Here is a 24,265-nt window from a genome sequence, read left to right as displayed (position 1 = left end):
CGAAGCGGAGGAAAACCTATGAGTTCGTTGGCCAAGCAAAACAGCATTATCGCGGATATCAATCTGGCACCGGAAGGCCGCCTGAAGATCGACTGGGCTTCGGCGCACATGCCGGTACTGAATCGTATCCGGGAGCAGTTCGAACGCGATCAGCCTTTTAAAGGACTCAAAATATCGGTCTGCCTGCATCTCGAAGCCAAAACGGCTTACCTGGCGAAAGTCATTCAGGCCGGCGGCGCGGAAGTGACCATTACGGGCAGCAATCCGCTCTCCACGCAGGACGACGTGTGCGCGGCGCTGGTCGAAGACGGCATTACCGTATTCGCCAAGTACCAGCCGGCTCCGGGTGAGCTCAAAGCGTTGAATATCAAAGCGCTCGAAGCGAAGCCGGACCTGATCATCGACGACGGCGGCGATCTGGCCACGATTTTGCACGGAGAGCGTCCCGACCTGCTGGCAACGATTCGCGGCGGCGCGGAAGAGACGACGACGGGCATCATCAAGCTGCGTTCGCTCGAAAACGAAGGCACGCTCCGCATTCCGATGATCGGCGTCAACGACGCGTTCTGCAAATCGCTGTTCGACAACCGTTACGGCACCGGCCAATCGGCGTGGGACGGCATTATGCGCACGACGAACCTGATCGTGGCCGGCAAAACGGTCGTCGTCGTCGGCTACGGCTGGTGCGGCAAAGGCATGGCGATGCGCGCGCGCGGACTCGGGGCGAACGTGATCGTGACCGAAATCGATCCGATCAAAGCGGTGGAAGCGCATATGGAAGGCTTCCGCGTCATGACGATGCTCGAAGCGGCGCCGCTCGGCGACTTCTTCATTACGGTGACGGGCAACAAAGCGGTCATCGCCGGCGAACATTTCGACGTCATGAAAGACGGCGCGATTTTGTCCAATGCCGGACACTTCGACGTCGAAGTCAGCAAGCCGGACATGGAAGAACGTTCGGAATCGATCCGCACGGTGCGCAAAAACATCGAAGAGTACCAGTTCAAGGACGGCCGGAAGATCTACCTGCTGGCCGAAGGCCGCCTCGTCAATCTGGGCGCCGCGGACGGACATCCGGCGGAAATCATGGACATGACGTTTGCGCTGCAGGCGCTGTCGCTGCGTTACATCAACGAAAATTACGAGGAAATCGGCCGCCATATGATCAAGGTGCCGTACGAGCTCGACGAGCAGGTCGCCCGCTACAAACTGGAAAGCATGGGCATCCGGATCGACGAATTAAGCGAGATGCAAAAAACGTATTTGCAGAGCTGGAACGTCTAAATCGTCATCCAAAAACAGGTCGTTTCTCCCAAATCAACCGGGAGAAGCGGCTTTTTTCTAATTATGAAAGAGCACAAAGACAGAAAAAACGTCAAATACGGCGAAAAAGCGTGAAATTTGCGGAAGGACTTTGATTTTGGGCGTGTAATCCATTATGCTGTAAGTGGCGGGAAGTGGTACAAAGTGGAGGGAAAAGGACGAAGGGTGGGTCTGACGATGTTTATGGGCGAATACCGGCACAACATCGACGATAAAGGCCGCCTGATCGTCCCTGCCAGATTCCGGGAGAAATTGGGCTTGCGCTGCATCGTGACCCGGGGTCTGGACCAATGCCTTTTCGTTTACTCCGAGCAGGAATGGGAACTTCTCGAACGCAAACTGAACAACCTGCCTTTGATGAAATCCGACGCGCGGGCTTTTACCCGGTTTTTTTTCTCGGGCGCGGCGGAATGCGAATGGGACAAGCAGGGAAGAGCCAACCTGCCCGCCAACTTGCGCGAGTACGCGCAGTTGGACAAAGAATGCGTCGTGATCGGCGCGGGCAGCCGGGTCGAGATTTGGAGCCGGGACAACTGGGACCGTTATTACAAGCGGTCGGAAGAGTCGTTCGGCGAAATTGCGGAGAAGCTTTCCGATTTTGACATCGACTTTTAACAGGAACATCCATTAATTTGACAAGGTACGTCTGGGGGATACGAAATTGTTTCATCACATTACGGTGCTTAGGGAAGAAGCCGTCGAAGGGCTGAATATTAAGCCGGACGGCATTTACGTGGATTGCACGCTCGGCGGAGCCGGGCACAGCGCGTTGATCGCGTCCTCGCTCGGCGAAGGCGGACGATTGATCGCGCTCGATCAGGACGATTGGGCGCTTGACAACGCGCGCGAGAAATTGGCCGCCTACGGCGACCGGATCACGCTCGTCAAGACCAATTTCCGCGAGCTGGAACAGGCGCTGATCGAAGCGGGCGTTCCGCAAGGCGAAGACGGCGTGCCCCAGGTCGACGGCTTTCTGTTCGATCTCGGCGTGTCTTCGCCGCAGTTCGACGAAGGCTCCCGCGGATTCAGCTACAATCACGAAGCCCCGCTGGACATGCGGATGGACCAGTCGGCCGAACTGACGGCGCGAACGATTATCAACGAATGGCCGGAAGAAGAAATCACGCGTATTTTGTACCGGTACGGCGAAGAGAAGTTCTCGCGCCGGATCGCCGGCAAGATCGGGCAGCATCGATCCAAGCAGCCGATCGAGACGACGACGGAACTGGCGGAGATTATCAAGGAAGGCATTCCGGCCGCAGCCCGCAGAACAGGCGGCCATCCGGCCAAGCGCAGTTTCCAGGCGCTGCGGATCGCCGTCAACGACGAGCTGTCCGCGTTCGAGGACGCGCTGCACGCAGCGGTACGCTGCACGGCCAAGGGCGGACGGATCAGCGTGATCACGTTCCATTCGCTCGAAGATCGAATCTGTAAACAGATTTTACTCGGTTATACGGGCAAAAACGTGGCTCCGCCGGGATTCCCCGTCGAAGTGTACGAAGGGCCGAACAGCATCAAATTGATCAACCGCAAACCGGTTTTGCCGACGGATGAAGAGATCGAACAAAATCCGAGAGCGCGTTCGGCCAAACTTCGGGTAGCGGAGAAGACGAAATAATTCCACGACGAGGAGATTGATCAATGGTACAGACACGCGGAAATCTGGCGGTCCGGGAACAGGAGCAGCGGCAGAGCTCGCAGCAGTATCGTCAAAAGACGACGGTGGTCACACGCCGGGCCGAGCTCCCGATGCGGGAAAAAATGCTGTATCTGGCCAGCGTGCTGGTCGCGGTCGCCCTGTGCAGCATCGTGGCTTGGCGATACGTACATATCTACGATCTGAATCACCAGATCGCTACGATTCAGAGCGAGACGAACCAGATCAACAAAGATATTGCCCAGGCGGAACGGGACAAGCAGGAACTTCGCCAGGCGATCGTTCCGACGGCGCTGTCCATGGGCCTTGTGCAGGCCACGGAACACGAGCCGATCTTCGTCGAGCGCAAAAGCGGCGAAGAAACGCAGCCGGCCGCGGAAGGCAGCAATTAGCCGTTTTTTGAAGACCGAAGCGCCCCGGTGTTAGGGCCCCGCGCGGAAGCGTGGAACGAAACGAGCAGGAGGTTCCATCGCCATGCTGACAAAAAGAGTGAAAATGCGTACGCTTTTAATCGGAGGGGCAATTACCCTCTTTTTTCTCGTTCTGGTCGGAAGAGTGTTTTTCCTCCAAGTGATTCAGGGCGATTTCTGGCATAAGACGGCGGTCGACCAGTGGTCGGCTTCCAAAGTGCTGCGCGCGGAGCGCGGCGCGATCACGGACCGCAACGGCAAGGAATTGGCGGTCGATTCGCCTGCTTATTCCGTCGTGGTGGAACCGAATATCATCAACCAGCGCGGGACGGCGGACGAAGTCGTCCGGATTCTGCATGACAAGCTGGGCGTCGACGAGACGAAACTGCGCGATATGGTCTCGCGAACGTACGACAAAGACAGCGAGAACGGCACGTACAAAAAAGGCGATTACAGCGTCTGGGTCGAAGTGCGGCCGCAGGGCTGGAAAATCGACGGCGACCTCAAAGCGGAAATCGAAACCGAGATCGCCTCGGTGCGCAAGCAAAAAGACCTGTCGGAAAAAGCCGATATCGGCATCGTGTTCGACGACCAGATCAAGCGCTTCTATCCCCAGCATATGCTGGCGGCGAACGTGCTCGGCTTCGTCGATAACGACGGCAACCCGAAATACGGCATCGAGTCTTTTTACGGAGAAAAACTGCAGGGCATCGACGGCAAAATCGCTTACCAGAGAGACGCCAAAGGCGTCGAACTGCCGAACGCGAAAAGTGAAGTGACCGCACCCAAAGACGGCACTTCGATTCAGCTGACGATCGACAGCACGATCCAGTATTATGCCGAACAGGCTGCCAAAAAAGCGTACGAGCAGTACAAACCGAAAAGTATGTCGATCGTCATGGCCGATCCGAACACGATGGATATTCTGGCCATGGTCAACATGCCGACGTTCGATCCGAACAGCTATGCGGACTACGCCGATCCGGAAAACGATCCGTACCGCGCGTTGGCCGTATCGGGCATGTACGAGCCGGGTTCCACGTTCAAGATCGTCACGTTGTCGGCGGCGGTGCAAGAAGGCAAGTTCAACCCGAACGATCTGTATCAATCGGGAACGATCCAGGTCGGCCGCAGCACGGTGCATGACGTAAGCCGGAATTGGGGCACCATCTCGTACCTGGACGGCGTCAAGCATTCCAGTAACGTCGCGTTCGTGAAGTTGGGCATGGAGATGGTCGGTACGAAGAAGCTGGCCGAATATATCAAAAACTTCGGGTTCGGCGAGAAGACCGACATTCAACTGCCGGGCGAACTGACCGGTACGATGAACGTAACCGAGAACAGTCCGCTGATCGACCAGGCGGCGATTACGTTCGGCCACAACGTTAACGTGACGCCGATTCAGCAGATTGCCGCGATCTCGGCTGTCGCCAACGGCGGTCGGCTGTTGAAGCCGCATATCGTCAAGTCAGAAAGCAATCCGATGACGGGCGAAGTCGAGAAATTGAACGACGTGGCCAAAGTGCGCGACGTCATTACGCCCGAAACGGCGAAAGTGGTCAGCGGCTACCTGGAGCAGGTCGTGTCCGACCAGAAAATCGGCACCGGCCGCAACGCCTACATTCCGGGCTACCGGGTAGCGGGCAAGACCGGTACGGCCGAGAAGACGGGCACCGTCAATGCCGACGGCAACGCTTATGACAAGACGCGTTCCGCCGTCTCGTTTATCGGTTACGCGCCGGCCGACGATCCGAAAGTCGCCATTTTCGTCATGTTGGACGAACCGAATGACCCGAACGCGAGCGGCGGACGGATCGCCGCTCCGGTCGCCAAAGAAATTTTGGCGCAAACGCTGGAATATATGGGCGTGCCGAAGAAATTTTCCGATACCGAAATCCAGAGCGAATCCGAGAACGCCGAGACCGGCGATACGCTGCTCAAAGTCACGGCGCCGAACCTGGTCAAAATGAATTTGCAGGACGCGAAGGACAAACTTCTGGACGAAGGGCTGGCCTATGAACAGGTCGGTGCGGGCAAGACCGTGCTGGAGCAGTATCCGGCCGCGGGCAGCGCCATGTATGCCGGACAGAAGATCTATCTGCTGTCCGAGAACAAGGAACAGATGAACGTGCCGGATCTGACCGGATTGTCGCTGCGCGACGCGGTGGACATCCTGGCGCTGCTGGACGTCTCGATCAGTACCAAAGGATCGGGCTACGTCGCTTCGCAAAAGCTGTCGAAGCATGCGGACGGCAGCCGGGTGGTCGTGCTGACGCTCAAATCGGCCAAAACGACCGTGACCGGCATCGACGATCCGGAGACCGAGGACGTGACGGTCGGAGGCGAAGCGATAGCGGAAGAGCCGGCCGCAGAGGACGGGGAGATCGAGACGAACGAACCGCTGATCGACGGCGGCATCGTGGCGCCGGCCGATCCCGCTCCGGAAAGCGACGCGGCTCCTCTGAACTGATGCGCGAGCAAAGCCCGGGCCTGCCATTGGCGGGCTCGGGCATTTTGCGGCCCGGGCAGGATAGGAAGACGGAGCAATACGATTACGAGGAATAAGGGGAGAATGAATGATGCGATTGCAGCAGTTGGCTACAAACTTGATTACCGCGCGTCTGATCGGCAGCGGAGAAACCGAATGTACGGGGATCGAGATCGATTCCCGCAAAGTCTCTTCCGGCGACTTGTTTATCTGCCTGCCGGGCTTCACGGTAGACGGACACGATTACGCCAAACAGGCGGAAGCGCAAGGTGCGGTCGCGCTCGTCGTCGAGCGCGAGCTGGACACGCAGCTGCCGCAGCTGCTCGTTCGCGACAGCCGGATGGCGATGGCCGTCTTGGCCAACGCGTTCTTCGGCGAGCCGAGCCGCGCGATGCGCATGATCGGCGTCACCGGAACGAACGGCAAGACGACGACGACCTACCTGATCGAGCGGATCATGCAGGATCACGGCGTCAAGACGGGACTGATCGGCACGATCGAGATGCGCTACGACGGCGAGACGTTCCCGATGTCGGGCACGACGCCGGAATCGCTTGGCCTGCAGCGCTCGCTCGCGGACATGTCAGGGCGGGGCGTGGAATGCTGCATCATGGAAGTGTCTTCGCACGCACTGGAGCAGGGACGCGTCAAAGGGACCGATTACCGCACGGCGGTCTTCACGAACCTGACGCAGGATCATCTCGATTACCATCATTCGATGGAAGAGTACCGCGCAGCCAAAGGGCTGTTCTTTTCCCGGTTGGGCAACGCGCTTCCGGCGGACCCGTCGCAGCGCAAATACGCCGTGCTGAACGCGGACGACGCAGCTTCGGCGGAATTCGCCAAAGCGACAGCGGCCGAAGTCGTGACGTACGGCGTCGAGAACGACTGCGACGTTCGCGCTTCGGCGATCAAGATCACGGCCCAGGGCACGTTTTTCCACGTTGACACGTTCAAAGGCTCGGCCGACGTCCAGCTGCGCATGGTCGGCAAGTTCAATGTCTATAACGCGCTGGCCGCCATTTCGGCGGCCCTGATCGAAGGCGTGGCGCTGGAGGAGATCAAAGCCAGCCTCGAAGCTGTCGCCGGCGTCGATGGCCGCGTCGAAGCGGTCGATGCGGGGCAGCCGTTCGCGATCATCGTCGATTACGCGCATACGCCGGACGGACTGGAGAACGTGCTGCGCACCGTGGTCGAGTTTGCCGAGAAGCGGGTGCTGTGCGTCTTCGGCTGCGGCGGCGACCGCGACCGGACCAAACGTCCGATCATGGGCCGCATCGCGGTCAAATACAGCGATATGGCGTTCGTCACGTCGGACAATCCGCGCACGGAAGATCCCGACGCCATCCTGCGCGACATCGAAGCGGGCCTCATCGAAGACGGCGTCGATCGAAGCCGGTACACGCTCGTCGTGGACCGCGCCGAAGCGATCCGCCTCGCCGTGGCGGAAGCGCAGCCCGGCGACGTCGTGCTGATCGCGGGCAAAGGGCATGAGACCTACCAGTTGGTCGGCAAACAAGTGCTGGACTTCGACGACCGGATCGTCGCGGCGGAAGCGGTAAGGGGAGTCGCGAAGTGATCGAACGGACACTCGGCCGGATAGCCGATATGTGCGGCGGCCGTCTTCTCCGGGCGGCCGACGCGGACAAGCCGATCGCGGGCGTCGTTATCGATTCCCGCAAGCTGGGCGAACGCTCGCTGTTCGTACCGCTCGGCGGTTCGAACGTGGACGGGCACGAGTTCGTGGCCGGGGCGCTGGAAGCCGGCGCGGCTTCTTTGTGGCAGCGCGGCCGGGCCGGTGCGCCCGAAGGCGCGCTGATCGAAGTGGACGACGTGCTGGAGGCGCTGCAGCGCCTCGCTTCGGCCTATCTGCAAGAAAGCGGCGCCAAAGTCGTCGGCATTACCGGCAGCAACGGCAAGACGACGACCAAAGATATGGTGTACGCGCTGCTGGATACCAAGCTGCGCGTCCATAAGACGCAGGGCAACTTCAACAACCATCTGGGGCTGCCGCTGACGCTGCTGTCCATGCCGGAGCAGACGGAAGTCGTCGTGCTGGAGATGGGCATGAGCGATCTCGGCGAGATCGCGCTGCTTGCGCGTATCGCGCCGCCGGACGTGGCGATCGTAACCAATATCGGCGAATCCCACCTGCTGAATCTGGGCAGCCGGCACAATATCGCGCGCGCCAAGCTTGAAATCGCCGCGGGAACGAAGCCCGGCGGGCTGCTGATCTGCAGCGGGGACGAGCCGCTGATCCCGCAGGTGCTGGAAGAGATCAAGGCCGATCTGCCGCAGGATCTGCGGATCTTCACGTTCGGCGCGGACGCTGCCAGCGACGATTATCCGATCGGCATGAAGCCGGAAGGCGGCGGCATGGCGTTCTCGGCGCGAAGCGAAGGCGAAGCCCGCTTTGCGATTCCGGTACTCGGCAGCCATAACGTGGGCAATGCGCTCGCGGCGATGGCGGCGGCCCGGGAATTCGGCATCGACGCCGAGCGCATGAAGACCGGCTTGGCGAATCTGCGCCTGACCGGCATGCGCATCGAACGCTTGACCGGCGTGTCGGGACTTGCCCTGTTCAACGATGCCTACAACGCAAGTCCCACGTCCGCCCGCGCGGCGATCGACGTGCTGGCCGGGCTACAGGGCTTCGCTTCCCGCGTGCTCGTGCTCGGCGACATGCTCGAGCTCGGCGCAGACGAACGCCGGTACCACCGCGAAGTCGGCCGGTATGCCGCGGATGCGGGGATCGACGCGGTATACGCGTACGGCCCGCTGTCCGCGGACGCCGCCGAAGGCGCGCGCGAGAACATGGCGCCGGACCGCGTGCACGCGTTTACCGACAAGGCGGCGATGATTGCGCATCTGCGCGCGCATCTGAAGTCCGAAGACGCGGTACTGTTCAAAGCTTCGCGCGGCATGCGGCTGGAAGAAGCGGTACAGGCGCTCCAGAGCGAGCCTTTGACCGGGGAAAACGGAGTCTGAGCGGCCTATGGACCTGCAGCTGCTTTTCCTGACCGCCGCCGTCTCGTTTCTGTTGGCCGTGCTGGCCGGTCCCCTGTGCATCCCTCTGCTGCAGCGCCTGAAATTCGGGCAGCAGGTACGGGGGGAAGGTCCGCAGGCCCATCTCAAAAAAGCGGGAACGCCCACGATGGGCGGGATCGTGATCCTGCTGGCGTTCACGCTGTCTTTTGCCAAGTTTTCTGTCATCAATACGGAGTTTTACGTGCTGCTGACCGCGACGCTCGGGTTCGGCCTGGTCGGATTGCTGGATGATTGGATCAAAATCGTGCGGAAGCGTTCCATGGGCCTCACTTCGCTGCAAAAGCTCGCCGGGCAGCTGGTCTTCTCCGCGATCGTCTGCTGGCTGCTGATCGATTCGGGCCACAGCACGGCGCTGTCCGTTCCCGGCACTTCGATCTCGCTCGACTGGGGCGGCTGGTTCTATTATCCGTTCATCGTGCTGATGTTGCTGGCGATCTCCAACGCGGTGAACTTTACCGACGGCGTGGACGGACTGCTCTCCGCGGTCAGCGCGCCGGCGCTCGGCGCGTACGCGCTGATCGCCATGCAGGCGACCCAGTTTCCGGCCGCGCTCGGCGCGTCGGCGATGGCGGGAGCCGTTCTGGGCTTTCTCGTCTACAACGCGCATCCCGCGAAAGTGTTCATGGGAGATACCGGCTCGCTCGGGATCGGCGGAGCGCTTGGCGCCGTGGCGATTCTGACCAAGCAGGAATTTTTGTTTCTGCTGATCGGCGGCGTGTTCGTCATCGAACTGTTGTCCGTCGTGATCCAGGTGATCTCGTTCAAGACGCGGGGCAAGCGGATTTTTAAAATGAGTCCGATTCATCATCATTACGAGCTGTCCGGCTGGTCGGAATGGCGGATCGTTGCCGTATTCTTCGGCGTCGCTCTGCTTCTGGCCGCGCTCGGGCTGTATCTCGGCAAGGGGCTGTAGACAAATGGAACATCCAAAACAATATGCAAACCGCGAAGTCGTCGTGCTGGGCCTTGCGCGCAGCGGCGTATCGGCGGCCAAAACGATGCACGCTTTCGGCGCGAACGTGACGGTAAATGACCGGAAAACGCGCGAAGAAAGCCCCGAAGCTTCCGCGTTGGAAGAACTGGGAATCAAAGTGGTGTGCGGCGGCCATCCCGACGACCTGATTCATTCGGAAGTCGCGCTGGTAATTAAGAACCCGGGCATTCCGTACTCGTCGCCTCCGATTGCCGCCGCGCTTGCGCTCGGGATCGAGGTCGTCACCGAGGTGGAAGTGGCTTATTATCTCTCGGCCGCTCCGATGATCGGGATTACCGGTTCGAACGGCAAGACGACGACGACGACGTGGATCGGCGAGATTCTGAAGTCCGCCGGCCTGAACCCGATCGTCGCCGGCAATATCGGCACGCCGCTGTGCGACGCCGCGCTCGATGCGCAGCCGGACGACTGGCTCGTCGTCGAATTGAGCAGTTTCCAGCTCAAAGGCACGCTCAAGTTCGCGCCGCGTATCGCCTGCCTGCTGAACGTGGCGGAGACGCATCTGGATTATCACGGTTCCATGGAAGACTACTCGTCGTCCAAAGCGAAAATTTTCGTCAACCAGACGCCGGAAGACGTCAGCATCGTCAACTGGGACGATCCGTTCTGCCGGGATCTGGTTCCGTATCTCAAAGGGCGGGTATTCCCTTTTTCGATGACCGAGGAACTGACGCTCGAAGGCGTGTACGCTTCGCCCGCCTATCCGGCGGACGGCAGCGGCGATAACGCCGACCGCCGAATCGTCTACCGCGACGCGTCGGGAACGGTGCACGAGTTGATCCGCACCGAAGAGATCCGCCTTGCGGGCACGTACAACGTGGCGAACGCGATGGCGGCCTGCGCCGCGGCGATCGCGGCCGGGGTCGAACCCGCCGCGCTCCGGGCGCCGCTTGCCGCGTTCGGAGGCGTGGAACACCGCCTGGAAGCGCTCGGCACTTTCGGCGGCCTGTCGTATTACAACAACTCGAAAGCGACCAACTCCCAGGCGACGCTGACGGCGCTGTCGGCGTTCGAAGCGCCGGTCGTCCTGATCGCGGGCGGACTCGATCGCGGTTCCGATTACGAAGAGCTGCTGCCGGGATTGCAGTCCAAAGTCAAAGCGCTCGTCACTTTCGGCGAGACGCGCAGCACGATCGCCGGCGTCGCGCGCCGCGCGGGCGTGGGCGAGGTCTCGGTCGTCGAACCGCTGGGCGACGCGGCGGACACGCTGCGGGCCGCGGTCGCCGAAGCGCAGCGCCTCGCCGAAGCCGGCGACACGGTGCTGCTGTCGCCGGCCTGCGCCAGCTGGGACATGTTCGCTTCGTTCGAAGAACGGGGACGGCTGTTCAAGGAAGCGGTCCGTTCGATATCTGAATAGACGGGAGGACATCGTATGCGTGTCGTATTGACCGGCGGCGGGACCGGCGGACATATTTATCCCGCCCTCGCCATTGCCGAGCAGTTGAAGGCGGACAAGCCGGATACCGAATTTTTGTACGTCGGAGGAAAAAGGGGACTGGAGAACACGATCGTGCCCGCCACGGGCATGCGTTTCGAGACGCTGGACATCACCGGGTTCCGCCGCAGCCTTTCGGCCGACAACATCAAGACCGTGCTGCGCTTTCTGCGCGGCGTGCAGGCTTCTTCGGAACTGCTGGAGAAGTTCAAGCCCGACGTCGTGATCGGGACCGGCGGCTACGTGTGCGGCCCGGTCGTCTACGCGGCCCACAAGCTGCGCATTCCGACGCTGATTCACGAGCAGAACGCGATTCCCGGATTGACGAACCGCTTCCTCAGCCGCTACGTGAACACGGTGGCGGTCAGTTTCGACGGGACGCAGGATCAGTTCCCCAAAGCCAGACGTGTCATGTACAGCGGCAATCCGCGTGCCACGACCGTGCACAGCGCCGATGCGGCGGAAGGATTCCGCCTGCTCGGCCTGCCGCAGGAAACGCCGGTCGTGCTCGTGGTCGGAGGCAGTATCGGCGCCAAAGCGATCAACGAAGCGATGCTGCAGATGGTGCCGGACATCGTGCGCATGCCGGACGTGCATTTTGTGTACGTGACAGGCAAAAGATACTACGAAGAAGCCAAAAGAACGCTGGAAGAGGCGCCGTGGGTGACGCCTTCCAATCTGCATGTGCTGCCTTACGTGGAGCGCATGCCCGAGGTGCTGGCCGCTTCGACGCTCGTGGTTAGCCGCGCGGGTGCTTCGTTCCTGGCGGAAGTGACGTCGCTCGGCATCCCGGCGGTATTGATTCCGTCGCCGAACGTCACGAACAATCACCAGGAAGTGAATGCCCGCGCGCTGGAAGAAGACGGCGCGGCCATCGTCATTTTGGAGCGCGAACTCGGCGGAGAAAGTCTGTTCGCCGCTGTCGAAGCGGTCATGCGCGACGAATATTTGCGCACCCGCATGGCGGAACGGTCGGCGGAACTCGGCAAGCCGGACTCCGCGGTCGTCATTGCGACCGAGCTTCGCAAGCTTGCCGTGAGGGCCCAGGCGATTCGCCGGGGCGTCTTGTGACGGTGTTATCTTTGCCATCGTGCTTCGCACGTGTATAATGAACGTAACACAAAAGCCCGTCGTTTTTTCGGCGGCGCGGATGCCGCGTACCGCGCAATTAACCGCTCTGTTCCTATTCCCGTTTTTGGAGAAGCGGACGCCGGGCGGCCGGATGGAGAATATGCATGCTTAAAGTAGTCAAACCGATCGAAAACCGAGAGTCGGACACCCGGAAGCCGCGCCGCGGGAAACGCTGGAAGTTGGGGCTGATCCTTGCCTTGCTGCTGGCAGCCGGGTTAAGCCTGATCTTTTTCCGTTCTTCGTTGAGCCGCATTCAGCAGATCGAGGTCGAAGGCAACGTGTACGTCGACCGTTCGGCGGTGATCGAAGCGGCGGGACTGCGGATCGGCGGCCAATTTTTCGGATCGAGCGCGGAGAGCGTCGAGCAGCGGGTCGTAGCGAATCTGAACGCGGTCGAAAAAGTGACGGTGGACAAAAATTTTCCGGGCACGGTGCGGCTGATCGTCGACGAATACGATCCGGTCGCGTACGAACTGCTGGAAGACGGCAGCATTCAGGCGCTGCTCGGCAGCGGCGCGGAGATCAAGCTGCGCGATCAGGGGCTGCCGGCCGAGAAGCCGATGCTGACGGAGTGGGCCGGACGGGAAGAAGAGAAGGCGAAGCTGTGCCGCGTGCTGGATTCGGTGCCCGACAGCCTGCTGGCCGACCTGTCCGAGATTATGCCCTGGCCGTCGGAGGCTTATCCGGACAAGATCCGGATCTACACGCGCTCGCGGTTCGAGGTGGAGACGACCGTCGCGCTGCTGAAGGAAAAGCTCGAAATTTTGGGCGGAATTACCGAAACGCAGGCGCCGGGCATGATCAAAATGCTCGAAGCCAACGATTTGGTTCCTTTCGTGAGTACGGAAGACGGAGAGAACGGCGTGATCTCGCCCTAAAGCCCGCTACTCCCCGCTGCCAAAAGATGCTATAATGTTTGCTGTATTCTCGCAAAAAGATACACAATCCGCATAAAAATCTTTAAAACGAAAGAGGGAAAGTTTAAGCCGTGTTGAATTAGGTATGGAGATACGCCAAACATCCGGCTTTAGACGAACCAGATGAACAATTTTGCAAACGGGAGGTGCCAAGGGCTTGAGCAGCAATGACATCATTGTTAGTTTGGACATCGGTACATCCAAAGTTCGTGCTATTATTGGGGAAATCAACAACGGAACCTTTAATATTATTGGAGTTGGATCTGCCGATTCGGAAGGAATCCGAAAAGGCGCCATTGTTGACGTCGATCAGACCGTCCAATCGATTCGCGGCGCCGTGGAGCATGCCGAGCGAATGGTCGGCATTCAAATAACGGAAGTTTACGTCGGAATATCGGGCAGCCATATCGGGCTGCAGTCCAGCCGCGGCGTCGTGACCGTGTCGAACGAAGACCGAGAAATCGGGGAGGACGATATCGAGCGCGTAACCAAGGCGGCCGAAGTCGTGGCTCTTCCGCCGGAACGTGAAATCATCGATGTCGTTGCCAAGCAATTCGTGGTTGACGGCTTGGAGGGAATTCAGGATCCGCGGGGCATGATCGGATCCCGCTTGGAGGTGGAAGCTACGATTGTCACCGGCGCAAAAACGGCTATACATAACCTTTTGCGCTGCGTGGAGAAAGCCGACCTCAAGGTGAAAGAACTGGTGCTGATTTCCCTCGGGGCCGGCCAGCTGGCGCTTACCAAGGACGAGAAGACGATGCGTACGGCACTGATCGATATCGGAGCCGGCCAGGCGACCATTTCCGTCTTCGAAAGCGGCCATCTTACGGCCGTCTCGACGATTCCGGTCGGAGGCGAATACGTCACGAACGATATCGCTTACGGACTGCGCACGGTGACCGATCAGGCCGAGAAGGTCAAGCTGAAGTACGGATGCGCTATGATGGCGGATGCGGCGGCTGACGTCGTATTCAAGGTCAACCGGATCGGCAGCACGATCGAGAAGGAATATACGCAGGAAGACCTGGCTGCGATCATCGAGCCGCGGGTGCAGGAGATTTTCCAGCTTATTCATCAGGAGATTCAGCGCATGGGTTATCCGGACATTCCGGGCGGCTACGTGCTGAGCGGCGGAACGGTCGCGATGCCGGGGGTTCTGCAAGTTGCCCAAAGCGAACTGTCGGCGTCTGTCCGTCTTGCCGTGCCGGATTACATCGGCGTGCGGGACCCGGCCTTTACGAGCGGGATCGGCATTTTGTACAGCGTCATTCGGAAAAATCGCGGCAGAGGAAACGCAGCGCCGGGCAAGAAACCCGTCAATCGACCTAAATCCAATCCCGCACCGGAGACGACCCAGAAAACCGGTTTCCTAGAAAAGCTCAAAAATATGTTTAGCGAATTTATTTAAGTCACACAAAAACGAGCCCATCCAAGGAAAACGAGGGGGAGATGGAGGAATATGTTGGAATTCGATTTCGAAATGGAAAGCCTGGCGCGTATTAAAGTCATCGGCGTAGGCGGCGGAGGCAGCAATGCCGTCAACCGGATGATCGAGAACGGCGTTCAAGGCGTGGAGTTTATTACGGTCAACACGGATGCCCAGGCACTTCACCTGGCTAAGTCGGAACACAAGCTGCAGATCGGCGACAAGCTGACAAGAGGTCTTGGCGCGGGTGCCAATCCGGACGTCGGCAAGAAGGCGGCGGAAGAATCCCGCGAACTGATCAGCAATACGCTCAAAGGAGCGGATATGGTGTTCGTTACCGCCGGCATGGGCGGCGGCACGGGCACGGGCGCAGCTCCGGTTATCGCGGAGATCGCGCGCGAATGCGGTGCTTTGACGGTGGGGGTCGTCACGCGTCCGTTCACGTTCGAAGGCCGCAAGCGCGCTGCGCAGGCCGAACTCGGCATTGAAGCGCTCAAAGAAAAAGTCGATACGCTGATCGTCATTCCGAACGATCGCCTGCTTGAGATCGTCGACAAGAAGACCCCGATGCTGGAAGCGTTCCGCGAAGCGGACAACGTCCTGCGTCAGGCTGTTCAGGGCATTTCCGACCTGATCGCCGTTCCGGGTCTGATCAACCTCGACTTTGCGGACGTCAAGACGATCATGACCGAGCGCGGTTCCGCGCTGATGGGCATCGGCGAAGCGGCCGGCGAGAACCGTGCGGCGGACGCCGCGCGCAAAGCGATCATGAGCCCGCTGCTCGAGACGTCGATCGAAGGCGCCCGCGGCGTCATCATGAACATCACGGGCGGTTCGAACCTCTCGCTGTACGAAGTCAACGAAGCGGCCGAAATCGTCATCGAAGCTTCCGATCCGGAAGTGAACATGATCTTCGGTGCCATCATCGACGAGACGATGAAAGAAGAGATCAAAGTGACCGTTATCGCGACCGGCTTCGAACACAAGCCTGCGCCGATGAAGCCTCTGATCCGTCGTCCGGCGGCCCAGCAGCCCGAAGGCGGTCAACCCGACCGTCCTCAGCCGCAGCAGCCGCAGCGTCCCGCTTTCGAGCCTCAGGCCGGAGGCGACCAGCTGGATATTCCGACGTTCCTGCGGAACCGCTCGCGCCAGAACAACGACTAACAAGGATTGCGACTTACGAAAGATCCGCTTTCGCTATACGGAAGCGGATCTTTTTTTCAACATACGGATACGGGGCTATACGCTGTGCGTATTCGGCAAGGAGGAATCGATTAGATGACGAGCATGACGGAACCTTTCGTTCGCCGGACGGCGGACAACGGGGCGGAAGTATTCGATATCGCTCCGTGGCAGCGGTTCGACGGCTTGAGCGCGGGCTTCACGGGTCGCGGAGGCGGCGTCAGCGAGGGCTTCCGCGCCAGCCTCAACTGCGCGCTGCACGTCGGCGACGATCCGGCTCACGTAGCGGAGAATCGGTCGCGGGTCGCGGAAGCGGCCGGTTTCCGGTTCGAAGACTGGACGAGCGGCGAACAGGTGCATCTGGCCGAGATCGCTATTGTGACGGAAGAAGACCGCGGCCGGGGCCGGTCGGACCGCGACAGCGCGTTTCCCGATACGGATGGCCTGCTGACGAACGTGCCGGGCATTCTGCTGACTTCGTTCTACGCCGACTGCACTCCGCTGTACGTGTTCGATCCGGTACGGCAGGTGATCGGCCTTGCGCATGCGGGCTGGAAAGGCACGGTCGCCGGGATCGGCCGGCGGCTGGTCGAGCGCATGGGCGAGCAGTACGGCAGCCGGCCCGACGACGTTCTGGCGGCGATCGGTCCCTGCATCGGGGAACGCCGCTACGAGGTGGACGAAGCGGTGCTTGGGCAGGTCGGCGTTTTGCTGGAAAAGGAGTCGGGTAATGGTTCTCGTTCGCTGTCTGACTTTTCCGAAGATTTGGGCGGAGGCAAAGCGCTGCTTAACTTGAAAGAATTGAATCGACACCTTATGATAAGAGCAGGATTACGTCCGGAAAACGTGCTGCGCACGCAGTGGTGCACGGGCAGCCGGACCGATTTGTTCTTTTCGCATCGACAGGAAAAAGGACAGACCGGCCGAATGGCGAGCTGGATCGGATTACGAGAAGGAGGCACGCTCCGGTGACTTTACAGCAGCGGATCGCGCATGTGAACGAGAAGGTGGCCGAAGCCTGCGCGCGCGCGGGCCGATCGCCGGAAGAAGTGAACATTGTAGCGGTAACGAAGTACGTCTCGACGGAAAAAACGGCGCAGGTGTTCGACAGCGGCATTCGCCATATCGGCGAAAACCGCTGGCAAAACGCCAAACCGAAATGGGAAGCGCTCGGCAGCCAGGGCACGTGGCATTTTATCGGCCAGCTGCAGAGCAATAAAGTAAAAGACGTGATCGGGAGATTCGCGTATATTCATTCGCTGGATCGTCTCTCGTTGGCCAAAGAACTGGAACGTCAGGCCGCCGCGTCCGATATAGAGGTGAACGTCTTCGTTCAGGTCAACGTATCGGGCGAAGATTCCAAATCCGGCATGCCGCCCGAAGAAGTATACGATTTCGTGCGGCAGCTGCGGGACTATTCCCATCTGAACGTGGTGGGCCTGATGACGATGGCGCCGCTCGACCGGGACGCCGAAGGCGCCCGCCCGACGTTCCGGGGACTGCGCGAGCTGCGGGACGAACTCAATGCCCGCGAAGCGTGGTCCGCGCCGATCGAGCATCTGTCGATGGGCATGTCGGGCGATTTTGAAGTGGCGATCGAAGAAGGAGCGACCTGGCTTCGCCTGGGCTCCATTCTGGTAGGAAAAGAGGAGGATTGAAGATGGGTGTCATGAACCGTTTTATGAATTTTCTCGGCCTGCAGGAAGAAGAAGAGATCGTAGAGCGCGAGAAAGTAGCCGATCCGGACGATCAGCCTTACGACGCGGCTTCCAATTACGAGACACGCAAAAACGCGAAAGCGAACAACGTGGTCAGTATCCATGCTCAGAAAAGCGTCAAAGTGATTCTGGTGGAACCGCGTACGTACGACGACGCCCAACAGATCGCCGACCATCTGCGCGCGCACCGTTCGGTCGTCGTCAATTTGCAGCAGGTTCGCCGCGACCACGCCAAGCGGATCATCGATTTTCTCGGTGGCACCGTGTACGCGATCAACGGCAACATTTCCAAAGTCGGAGGAGACATTTTCCTCTGCACGCCGGATACGGTGGAAGTGGAAGGCACCATCGCGGACCTGATCCGCGAAGATCACGAATTTAATAATCAAATGAGGTGAATATCGTTTAATGGAATTTCTTCTTCTGCTCCATAACGTCATTGTTCCTTGGGCTTTCCAGATCTATTCCTGGATTCTGATCATCTATATCCTGATGTCTTGGGTACCGAATGTGCGCGAGAGCCAGGTCGGCGTCATTTTGGGCAAAATTGCCGAACCTTACCTGGCCATCTTCCGCCGCTTCATCCCGCCGATCGGCGGCATGCTCGACATTTCCCCGATCGTGGCATTCTTCGTTCTTCAATTCGTGCAGCGCGGCGTGCTGTACCTGATCGAACTGCTTGCCAGAGCGATCGGTTAAAGAGGGCCTGACATGAGTAAAAACATGTACGAACATATCCATCCCGACGAACGCGAATTCGTCGACCGCGCTTCCGAATGGCTTGAAGGCGCGGCCCGCTATCACGAGACGAAGCTGACCGATTTTCTCGATCCGCGCCAGCTGCAGATTTTGACGATGCTGGCGAACCGCGAACCGGACGTCGACTTTCGCCTGGACGGGGGCAGCGAGGCTGCCGAACGCCGGCGCGCCGTGATCGCTCCGGATTACCGGGACCTGCAGGAAGAAGACACGAAGCTTGCCGTGCTGTCGATCACTCCGTCGGACACCAAGTTCATGGAGCTCGGGCACGGCGATTATATGGGTTCGGTATTGGGACTCGGCATGAAGCGTTCCAAAGTCGGCGATATCCATCCGCGCGAAGACGGCTGCCATATCGTGGTAGCCGCCGAGATCGCGGATTTTCTTAATCTGGAGCTGCGTCAGGTGCACCGGGTGAACGTGTTCACTGAAGTGCTGCCGATTGCTTCGCTGCTTGCCGCGGAATCGGAGCTTGCGGAACTGGAACTGACGGTCGCTTCGCCGCGGCTTGACGGGATCGCGAGCGACGTATACCGTATGAGCCGGGCGAAGATTCTCGCTCCGATCAAGGCGGGGCGCTGCCGGGTGAACTGGAAAGTGGAAGAAGATCCTTCCAAAATGCTGCGCGAAGGAGACACGGTCTCCCTGCAGGGCTTCGGGCGCTTTCGGGTGCTGGAAGTCGGCGATTTGACCAAAAAAGGCCGGTATCGGGTCCGGATCGGCAAGTTTGTATAGAATTTGTGGAGAAGGCGTATCGTTTCATGCAGGAATTCGCGTGCGAACGTCGAAATTCCGATAAAGCAAAGGGGCCGCAGTCGGGCGGCCCGATTCACAAACCGGATACGGCCGGCCGTTCGCCGAGGGGTTGGCAGCGTGCTCAATACACTTGGAGGTGCACATCATGGCATTAACACCGCTGGATATACATAACAAAGAATTCAGCCGGCGTCTTCGCGGATACGATGAAGATGAAGTCAACGAGTTTTTGGATCAGGTGATCAAAGACTACGAGAGCGTCATTCGCGAAAATAAAGATCTTCTGCACCGCATGACGTCGATGGAAGAGCGTCTCAACCATTTCATGAACCTGGAAGACACGCTGAGCAAGACGATCATCGTGGCGCAGGAAGCGGCGGACGAAGTACGCGGCAACGCGAAGAAGGAAGCCCAGCTGATCGTGAAGGAAGCGGAGAAAAACGCCGATCGCATCATCAACGAATCTTTGGTCAAATCGCGCAAAGTCGCCGTGGAGATGGAAGAGCTCAAGAAGCAGGCGTCCATCTACCGCACCCGTTTCCGGACGCTGATCGAAGCGCAGCTCGAACTGCTCGCCCAGGACGGCTGGGACGCGCTGGATCGCCAGAGCCGCGAACTCGATCGCGAGATGGAGCAGGCCCAGGCCGAACGCCGCCGCGCGAGCGAATCGTACTAGGCGGACCGCGCTTAGGTCCGCTGCGGCGGTCGGTGTCAGCTATTGACAACCGCCGCGGATAGCGCTATAAATAAAGAACGCCGCTGCGGCGTTCCGGACGGCAAGTCCGGATGAGATCCATAACATGAACCAAATTCCACGATGGGAACAGTAAGCGATGCCGTTCGTTCTCCAGAGAGCCGGGCCTTCAAGAGCTGCAAGCCGGCGTACGAAGCATTGACCGAAGATCGTCCCGGAGAAGTACGCCCGAATCCTTTTGCGACATTCATGCAGGAGAGAGTAGGCCGTATCGGATGCCGACCGTTACAGCGGCCCCGCGTTATTGGACGCGGAAGACAAGGTGTCGCTCTGCTGCGCGATGCCCGAAAAGCGGCGTTCTCCGGCGTTTTTCGGACAGACTGTGCAGGCAGGCGAAACAAGGGTGGTAACGCGAGCAGGTCTCGTCCCTTTACGGGGGCGGGGCTTTTTTTGTTTTCGGATCGCTGATTTGGATTGACGAGCATTTATTCCCCATACAAAAGGAGCCGACAGACATGCAAAGAGTCGATGTCAGAGAAAAAGCGCGCGCGCGCGACCTGCGGGTGTTGAACCGTTGGAATGAAGAGAATACGTTCAAGCAGTCGATCGAGAACCGCGAAGGCAAGCCGAACTTCGTCTTCTACGAAGGACCGCCGACCGCAAACGGAGTGCCGCATATCGGACACGTGCTGGGACGCGTCATCAAGGACTTCGTCGGTCGCTACCAGACGATGAAAGGCTTCCACGTCGTTCGCAAAGCGGGCTGGGATACGCACGGCCTGCCGGTCGAGCTGGGCGTGGAGAAACAGCTCGGCATCTCCGGCAAGCACGATATCGAAGAGTACGGTGTCGAGAAATTTATCAAAAAGTGCAAAGAGAGCGTGTTTACGTACGAGAAGCAGTGGCGCGAGCTGACCGAAGCGATCGGCTACTGGACGGATCTCGACAACCCGTACATCACGCTGGACAACAAATATATCGAAAGCGTCTGGAACCTGCTCGGCACGATCCACGACAAAGGGCTGTTGTACCGCGGACACCGCGTCAGCCCGTACTGTCCTTCGTGCCAGACGACGCTGAGCTCGCACGAAGTGGCGCAGGGCTACGAAGACGTCAAAGACCTGAGCGCGACCGCCAAGTTCAAGCTTGAGAGCGGCGAGTACGTGCTGGCCTGGACGACGACGCCGTGGACGCTGCCTTCGAACATCGCGCTGGCCGTCAATCCGGCGATGACGTACGTCAAAGTACAGCAGGAAGGCGAAGTGCTGATCCTGGCGAAAAACTTGACGGGCAGCGTGCTCAAAGGCGAGTTCGAGACGCTGGGCGAACTGCCGGGCTCTGAACTGGTCGGCTTGAGCTACGACGCGCCGTTCCATTACTTCACGCCGGAAAAAGGGCATCTGATCCTCGGCGCGGACTTCGTCACGGACGCGAGCGGTACGGGCGTCGTGCATCTGGCGCCGGCGCACGGCGAAGACGATTACCGCGTCTGCCGCGAGAACGGGATCAGCTTTATCAACCTGGTCGATTCGCAGGGCCGCTTCGTCGACGAAGTGACCGATTTTGCCGGACGTTTCGTCAAAGACGGCGAGACCGATATCGAGATCGTCAAAGCGCTGTCGGAAAAAGGACGTCTCTACAGCAAAGAAAAATACGAGCACAGCTATCCGTTTTGCTGGAGATGCCACACGCCGCTGCTGTATTACGCGACAGACAGCTGGTTTATCCGCACGACGGCCGTCAAAGACAAACTGGTCGAAAACAACAAAGGCGTCAAATGGTATCCGGAACATGTGCGCGACGGCCGTTTCGGCAAATTCCTCGATGACCTGATCGACTGGAACATCAGCCGCAACCGCTACTGGGGCACGCCGCTCAACGTCTGGGTATGCGAAGAGACAGGCAGGGAATACGCGCCGAAGAGCATCGCCGACCTGCGCGAGCGCGCGGTTGATTTCGTGCCGGAAGACATCGAGCTGCACAAGCCTTACGTGGACGCGATCAAGCTGAAGTCCCCGTTCGCCGAAGGCGCGGTCATGACCCGGACGTCCGAAGTGATCGACGTCTGGTTCGACAGCGGTTCGATGCCGTTTGCCCAGCAGCATTATCCGTTCGAAAACGAAGAAGCGTTCAAAGCGCAGTATCCGGCCGACATGATCGTCGAAGGTATCGACCAGACGCGCGGCTGGTTCTACAGCCTGCTCGCGGTCTCGACGATGATCACGGGCGAAGCGCCGTACAAATCCGTTATGGCGACCGGACATATCCTGGACGAGAACGGCCAGAAAATGTCCAAGTCCAAAGGCAACGTCGTCGATCCGTGGGAAGTGCTCGAAGAATACGGCATGGACGCGTTCCGCTGGGTGATGCTGGCCGACAGCGCGCCGTGGAACACGAAGCGCTTTTCCAAAAGCGTCGTCGGCGAAGCCAAGTCCAAAGTCGTCGACACGATCGTCAACACGCACGCGTTCCTGACGCTGTACGCGGACATCGACGGATTCGATCCGGCGGCGCATCCTTTCCAGGTGCCGACCGGACGTCTGGATCGCTGGATTCTGTCGCGCCTGCACAGCCTGGTGGCGGCCGCGAACGAAGCGCTTGAAGACAACGACTTCCTGAGCGCCGCCAAAGGCATCGAAGAATTCGTCGACGGCCTGAGCAACTGGTATATCCGCCGTTCGCGCGACCGGTTCTGGGGCAGCGGCCTGACGGACGACAAGCTCGACGCGTACCGCACGCTGACCGAAGTGCTCTCGACGCTCGCGCGCCTGATCGCTCCGTTCATGCCGGTATTGGCCGAAGACCTGTACGGCAACCTGGGCGGACAGACGAGCGTGCATCTGGCGGATTATCCGACGGCCTACGCTTCGCTGATCGACGCGGAACTGGAACGCGACATGAAGACGTCGCAGCAGATCGTGGAACTGGCCCGCAACGTGCGCAACGAGAACAGCCTGAAGACGCGCCAGCCGCTGTCCGAGCTGATCGTCTCGATGGACCGCGAGTTCGACCTGACCGATTACGCGGAGATCGTCAAGGACGAGATCAACGTGAAGCAGATCCGGATCGAGAGCGGAGACAGCGACTTCGTCGACTACACGCTCAAGCTGAACCTCAAAGTGGCAGGCAAAAAGTACGGCAAAAACGTCGGCTTCCTGCAAAACCACTTCAAAGGCATGACGGCGCAGGAGACGCGTGCGGTCGTGGACAACGGACACTTCAATATCGCGTCGCCGGAAGGCGAAGAACTTCAAGTGACGGGCGAAGAGCTGCTGATCGAGAAAAAAGCGAAAGAAGGATTCGCGTCCGCGTCCGGCTACGGCCTGACGGTGGCGCTGAACACCGACGTGACGCCTGAACTCGAACAGGAAGGCTGGGTTCGCGAGATCGTCCGGGCCGTGCAGGATACGCGCAAAAAGCTCGACCTCAAAGTCGAGCAGCGCGTCGACCTGACGCTCGACGTCGACGCCGAACTGCAGGCCGCGCTCGAAGCGTTCGATTCCGTGCTGCGCGAGAACGTGCTCGTGGACGGCGTATCGTTCGGCTCGGAAGACGGCATGGAGAGAATGACGCTCGGCGGCAAGGAAGTCGGCATCAAGATTCGCTAGAATTCAGGGCGAACAGCAAGCAAGACCGCTGCGGGAGCCCCGCGGAGATCGTCCCTGCGGACGGTCGGCCGCGGGGTCTTGTGTTGCCCGGCGGCAGCCGGTCGGCACGATAGACGCTATCTTTGGCGCTGTGCTACAATAGACGGGCCGGAAAGGAAGCTTGCATCGTCCGCCGGTCCCAACTTGAAGGTATGAGGTGACGGATTAACGTGATTTATTATGTGATCGCGCTTGTAGCTTTTCTGATTGACCAGGGGACCAAATACCTGGTCGCTACGCGCATGGAGATTCGAGATCAAATTCCGATCATCGGCGACTTCTTCATTTTGACTTCGCACCGGAACAAAGGCGCGGCTTTCGGCATTTTGCAGGAGCAGCAGTGGTTCTTCATCATTGTGACGCTCGTCGTCGTCGCCGGGATCATCTGGTATCTGCAGCGCGTCAAAAACGCCAGAGGTTCGGCCCGCCTGCTGCCGATCGCGCTCAGCCTCGTGCTCGGCGGAGCGCTGGGCAACTTCCTGGACCGTCTTCGGATGGGCGAAGTCGTCGACTTTTTCCTGTTCAACTTCGGCAGTTACAGCTTCCCGATCTTCAACGTTGCGGACGCCTGCATCGTGGTCGGCGTCGCCCTGATCATCATCGATACGCTGCTTGACGCCAAACGCCCGAACGAACCGCAGTCTACGGACAAGCTTGAGCAACGCACGGAGGAATAG

General features: G+C 59.5%; 21 protein-coding genes. All 21 read left to right on the top strand.

All coding sequences use genetic code 11. From position 1 onward, the window contains the following. Positions 1-18: 18 nt before the first annotated feature. The 21 genes from FFV09_RS02825 to lspA all read left to right on the top strand — a co-directional run bounded on the left by FFV09_RS02825 (position 19) and on the right by lspA (position 24,265). Entirely contained in the window at positions 19-1,284 is a 1,266-nt protein-coding gene (locus FFV09_RS02825; RefSeq protein WP_141446276.1) for an adenosylhomocysteinase, read from the top strand. A 216-nt stretch (positions 1,285-1,500) separates the two neighbouring features. After that, positions 1,501-1,938: a division/cell wall cluster transcriptional repressor MraZ gene (gene mraZ / locus FFV09_RS02820; RefSeq protein ID WP_141450301.1), complete on the top strand. Its 438-nt coding sequence runs from the start codon at positions 1,501-1,503 to the stop codon at positions 1,936-1,938. A 46-nt stretch (positions 1,939-1,984) separates the two neighbouring features. Next, positions 1,985-2,941 (top strand): 16S rRNA (cytosine(1402)-N(4))-methyltransferase RsmH, encoded by a 957-nt coding sequence (rsmH, locus tag FFV09_RS02815; protein ID WP_141446275.1) that lies wholly within the window; start codon positions 1,985-1,987, stop codon positions 2,939-2,941. A gap of 23 nt (positions 2,942-2,964) precedes the next feature. Then, complete coding sequence (locus FFV09_RS02810; protein ID WP_141446274.1) at positions 2,965-3,372, top strand: hypothetical protein; 408 nt, start codon at positions 2,965-2,967, stop codon at positions 3,370-3,372. Positions 3,373-3,454: 82 nt separating this feature from the next. Continuing rightward, complete coding sequence (locus FFV09_RS02805) at positions 3,455-5,860, top strand: penicillin-binding transpeptidase domain-containing protein (RefSeq protein ID WP_141446273.1); 2,406 nt, start codon at positions 3,455-3,457, stop codon at positions 5,858-5,860. Positions 5,861-5,969: 109 nt separating this feature from the next. Continuing rightward, positions 5,970-7,457 (top strand): UDP-N-acetylmuramoyl-L-alanyl-D-glutamate--2,6-diaminopimelate ligase, encoded by a 1,488-nt coding sequence (locus FFV09_RS02800; protein WP_141450300.1) that lies wholly within the window; start codon positions 5,970-5,972, stop codon positions 7,455-7,457. Continuing rightward, positions 7,457-8,866 carry a UDP-N-acetylmuramoyl-tripeptide--D-alanyl-D-alanine ligase gene (locus tag FFV09_RS02795; protein WP_141450299.1) on the top strand — a complete coding sequence of 470 codons (1,410 nt, stop codon included), beginning with the start codon at positions 7,457-7,459 and terminating at the stop codon, positions 8,864-8,866. Before FFV09_RS02800 ends, FFV09_RS02795 begins: the two co-directional genes overlap by 1 nt. A gap of 7 nt (positions 8,867-8,873) precedes the next feature. Then, positions 8,874-9,839, top strand: coding sequence for a phospho-N-acetylmuramoyl-pentapeptide-transferase (gene mraY / locus FFV09_RS02790; RefSeq protein ID WP_141446272.1), 966 nt, complete (start codon positions 8,874-8,876; stop codon positions 9,837-9,839). Positions 9,840-9,843: 4 nt separating this feature from the next. Continuing rightward, complete coding sequence (gene murD, locus FFV09_RS02785) at positions 9,844-11,277, top strand: UDP-N-acetylmuramoyl-L-alanine--D-glutamate ligase (protein WP_141446271.1); 1,434 nt, start codon at positions 9,844-9,846, stop codon at positions 11,275-11,277. Positions 11,278-11,292: 15 nt separating this feature from the next. Further along, positions 11,293-12,426 (top strand): undecaprenyldiphospho-muramoylpentapeptide beta-N-acetylglucosaminyltransferase, encoded by a 1,134-nt coding sequence (gene murG, locus FFV09_RS02780; RefSeq protein WP_141446270.1) that lies wholly within the window; start codon positions 11,293-11,295, stop codon positions 12,424-12,426. 164 nt (positions 12,427-12,590) lie between these two features. After that, positions 12,591-13,364: a cell division protein FtsQ/DivIB gene (locus tag FFV09_RS02775; RefSeq protein WP_141446269.1), complete on the top strand. Its 774-nt coding sequence runs from the start codon at positions 12,591-12,593 to the stop codon at positions 13,362-13,364. Positions 13,365-13,560: 196 nt separating this feature from the next. Further along, the gene (gene ftsA, locus FFV09_RS02770; RefSeq protein ID WP_141450298.1) at positions 13,561-14,814 is read left to right on the top strand and encodes a cell division protein FtsA; all 1,254 of its coding nucleotides are present in this window, start codon (positions 13,561-13,563) and stop codon (positions 14,812-14,814) included. Between the two features lie 51 nt (positions 14,815-14,865). Then, complete coding sequence (gene ftsZ / locus FFV09_RS02765) at positions 14,866-15,996, top strand: cell division protein FtsZ (RefSeq protein ID WP_141446268.1); 1,131 nt, start codon at positions 14,866-14,868, stop codon at positions 15,994-15,996. A gap of 114 nt (positions 15,997-16,110) precedes the next feature. Then, entirely contained in the window at positions 16,111-16,986 is an 876-nt protein-coding gene (pgeF, locus tag FFV09_RS02760) for a peptidoglycan editing factor PgeF (protein WP_141446267.1), read from the top strand. Beyond that, a complete protein-coding gene (locus tag FFV09_RS02755) occupies positions 16,983-17,672 on the top strand; it encodes a YggS family pyridoxal phosphate-dependent enzyme (RefSeq protein ID WP_141446266.1) in 690 nt (229 codons plus the stop codon). The genes pgeF and FFV09_RS02755 overlap by 4 nt, the downstream gene beginning before the upstream one ends. Before the next feature lie 2 nt (positions 17,673-17,674). Then, positions 17,675-18,130, top strand: coding sequence for a cell division protein SepF (locus tag FFV09_RS02750; protein WP_141446265.1), 456 nt, complete (start codon positions 17,675-17,677; stop codon positions 18,128-18,130). Positions 18,131-18,140: 10 nt separating this feature from the next. Then, positions 18,141-18,431, top strand: coding sequence for a YggT family protein (locus FFV09_RS02745; protein WP_141446264.1), 291 nt, complete (start codon positions 18,141-18,143; stop codon positions 18,429-18,431). 12 nt (positions 18,432-18,443) lie between these two features. Further along, complete coding sequence (locus FFV09_RS02740) at positions 18,444-19,226, top strand: YlmH family RNA-binding protein (protein ID WP_141446263.1); 783 nt, start codon at positions 18,444-18,446, stop codon at positions 19,224-19,226. A gap of 166 nt (positions 19,227-19,392) precedes the next feature. After that, positions 19,393-19,923, top strand: coding sequence for a DivIVA domain-containing protein (locus tag FFV09_RS02735; protein WP_141446262.1), 531 nt, complete (start codon positions 19,393-19,395; stop codon positions 19,921-19,923). A 533-nt stretch (positions 19,924-20,456) separates the two neighbouring features. Next, a complete protein-coding gene (ileS, locus tag FFV09_RS02730; protein ID WP_141446261.1) occupies positions 20,457-23,549 on the top strand; it encodes an isoleucine--tRNA ligase in 3,093 nt (1,030 codons plus the stop codon). Positions 23,550-23,758: 209 nt separating this feature from the next. Further along, on the top strand, positions 23,759-24,265 hold the full coding sequence (gene lspA / locus FFV09_RS02725) for a signal peptidase II (RefSeq protein WP_141446260.1): 507 nt from the start codon (positions 23,759-23,761) through the stop codon (positions 24,263-24,265).

It is taken from the genome of Saccharibacillus brassicae (assembly GCF_006542275.1).
Classification (GTDB): Bacteria; Bacillota; Bacilli; order Paenibacillales; family Paenibacillaceae; genus Saccharibacillus; species Saccharibacillus brassicae.
Note: the sequence above shows the minus strand (reverse complement) of the source record. Positions and strands in the feature narration are given on the sequence as shown.